The sequence below is a fragment of the Streptomyces sp. NPDC058964 genome, assembly GCF_042741275.1.
Classification (GTDB): Bacteria; Actinomycetota; Actinomycetes; order Streptomycetales; family Streptomycetaceae; genus Streptomyces.
The window spans coordinates 1,291-3,992 of record NZ_JBHYKH010000679.1 but is presented as its reverse complement, the minus strand read 5'-3'; the positions used below and the strand labels follow the sequence as shown (position 1 = coordinate 3,992).

Genomic DNA, 2,702 nt, shown 5'->3' with positions numbered 1-2,702 from the left:
CCGTGGTCGGGGACGGAGCCGTCGGTCTGTGCGCCGTGCTGGCCGCCAAGCGCCTCGGCGCGGAGCGGATCATCGCGCTCGGCCGCCACCGGGTCCGCACCGACATCGCCCGGCGGTTCGGCGCCACCGACGTCGTCGCCGAGCGCGGGGACGCGGCCGTCGAGGCCGTCCGCGAACTCACCCGCGGCCAGGGCGCGCACGCCGTCGTCGAGGCGGTCGGCACCGAGCAGTCGATGCGCACCGCGGTCAGCATCACCCGCGACGGCGGCGCGATCGGCTTCGTCGGCGTGCCCCACGGCAGCGGCACCGGACTCGACCTCGGCGTCATGTTCGACCGGAACATCGCGCTGCGCGGCGGCGTCGCGCCGGTCCGCGCCTACATCCCGGAGCTGCTGCCCGACGTCCTGGACGGCACCGTCGACCCCTCGCCCGTCTTCGACCTGACGGTGGGCCTGGAGGGTGTGCCGGACGGCTACAAGGCGATGGACGAGCGCACCGCGCTCAAGGTGCTGGTCACCAACGGCTGATCAGGACCAGCGGATCGGCAGCGGCAGCGCGGTCAGCAACCCGGAGACCACGACCACCACGCCGAGGACGGCGATCTCGACCCGCGCGGGCACGCATGCGCTCAGCGGGTCGGGGGACCGGCTCAGCCTGATCCGCGCCCACAGGGCCAGCAGGGCGACGGCGGCCACGAGGATCACCTTGGCGAGCAGGGCACGGCCGTACGCCGTCGTCGTCAGCTGGTCCAGCACCGTGCCCGGCGGCATCCGGCGCAGGGCGCTCCACACTCCGGTCGCGGTGATCGCCGCGAGCAGGACGGCGGCCACGCGCGCGTAGCGCCCCAGCAGCGCCGCTCCGGCCTCGCCGCCGGGCCCGCGCCAGAGCCGGAGCGTGCGCAGCACGTGCAGCAGGGCGCCCGCCCACAGCGCCGCGCACGTCAGGTGCACGAGCGTCAGGCCCGAGCCGGCCGGCGGACTGTGCTCCGTCGTGGGGTGCGCGCGCAGGGCCTCCGCGAGGACGACAGCGGCCAGCGGCCAGACCTGGAGGCCGGGGCGGCGTGAGAGGGCGCACAGGCCGGCCACGAAGAACGCGTTGACCTCCACCAGCGCGAGCGCGCCGTCACGGCTTCCGTACAGCCCGGCGACGTCGATCTGGGAGAGGCCGTGCGGCACCAGGTTTCCGGTCGCCACGACCGAGGCGAGCCCGAGCGCGGCGACGAAACCGGCGGCGGCCGCGTACGGGGACCAGCTGCGCGGTGCGGCCGGGGGCGCGCCGGGCAGCCGGGCGGCCAGCCGGTTCACGAACAGCTCGCCCACCGGGACGCACAGCGCCGTGAACAGCATCGTGCGCAGCAGGGCTATGCCGCCGACGCCGGGCGCGGCGGCCTCCCCCGTGCCGTCCAGCGCGGCGGTGGGACCCAGCAGGGATATCAGCGCGGCCAGGGCCACCAGGGCCAGGGCGGCGGCGGCCCGGAGCGCCCCGGACCTGCGGCCGGCCGGGCTCGCACCGTCCGCCTTCGCGTGCGGTCGTATCAACGTCACCCCTGGATCCTCGCCAGCGGTCACAAATCGGGGCAAGTAAAGGAAAGCAACCGGGGGACGGCATTCCGCCCCCGGGTACGTTTCCGGCCACCCCCGCGCTCAGACCCACCGGGGCTCGTCCGCCCCCCACCGCCCCGGCGGCCGCGCCCAGTCGGCCGGCCCGCCCGCGAAGGACACCGGCGTCGGGGCGTACCGCAGCCGTCCGAGCGCGCTGTCCCGCTCGACCAGCCGGGGGTGCGCCGCGTCGTACGCGGTGTCGCCCGCCGCGCCGTGCTCGATCCCGTGCGTCAGCCAGGCCCCGGTGCGGGCCAGAGCCAGCCGCACGAGCCGGCTCCCGCCGTCGTACGACTGCTCCGTCAGCGCCCGCAGCACCGCCGCCGCCAGCAGATACCCCGTGCCGTGGTCGAGGGCCTGGGCGGGCAGGGCGCCGGGCTGCCCGGCCGACCCCTCCATCGCCGCGATGCCGGTCGCGACCTGCACCAGGCTGTCGAAGCCCCGCCGCCCGCCCCACGGGCCGTACGCGCCCCACGCCGACACCTGCGCCACGACCAGCCCGGGACGCCGCTCGGCCAGTTCCCGCGCCGACAGTCCGAACCGGTCCAGCGCGCCCGGACGGTAGCCGGTGACCACGACGTCCGCCCCGGACAGCAACTCCTCGAAGGCCGCGCGGCCGGTGGCGAGGTCCAGCGTCGCCGACCGCTTCCCGATGTCCGTGTCCGCGTGCTGGTCGGGGAGTTCGGGCAGCGACGGGGCGTCCACGCGCAGCACGTCCGCGCCGAGCAGGGCGAGCGTGCGGGTGGCGACCGGGCCCGCGAGGACCCGCGTCAGGTCCAGCACACGCAGCCCGGCGGCAGGCAGCAACGGGGTGCCCGCGACCGGCGCGAGGACCCGCGCGGGTGCTCGATCGAGCCGCTCGCGCTCCACCAGCGGCCGGTCCGCGAGCGCGGCGGACTGCTCGTGCGCGGCCCACTGCTCGGGCGTGCGCAGGGCGACGGCTAGGCCACCGGCGCCGTACACGGTCTCCTCCACCTCCGGGGCGGACCGTTCGGCGAGCCGGGCGGCGACGTCCTCCACGGGACTGGAGGCGTCCTCGGGCAGTCCCAGCGCGCGCAGCAGCCGCGCCCGGTGGTGCGGGTAGTTGGCGTGGGGGGGCTCCCA

General features: G+C 76.8%; 3 protein-coding genes. 1 reads left to right on the top strand and 2 read right to left on the bottom strand.

Annotated features, from left to right (window positions below; translation table 11 throughout):
* A partial coding sequence (locus tag ACFW2E_RS42860; protein WP_384476402.1) for a zinc-binding dehydrogenase occupies positions 1 to 527 on the top strand: 527 nt, incomplete at its 5' end.
* Here ACFW2E_RS42860 and ACFW2E_RS42855 read toward each other — a convergent pair.
* Both ACFW2E_RS42855 and ACFW2E_RS42850 read right to left on the bottom strand, forming a co-directional pair.
* On the bottom strand, positions 528 to 1,544 hold the full coding sequence (locus tag ACFW2E_RS42855; protein ID WP_384476399.1) for a CopD family protein: 1,017 nt from the start codon (positions 1,542 to 1,544) through the stop codon (positions 528 to 530). It lies immediately after the preceding gene.
* A gap of 99 nt (positions 1,545 to 1,643) precedes the next feature.
* Positions 1,644 to 2,702 (bottom strand): CoA transferase (locus ACFW2E_RS42850; RefSeq protein WP_384476396.1); only part of this gene is annotated, 1,059 nt, incomplete at its 5' end.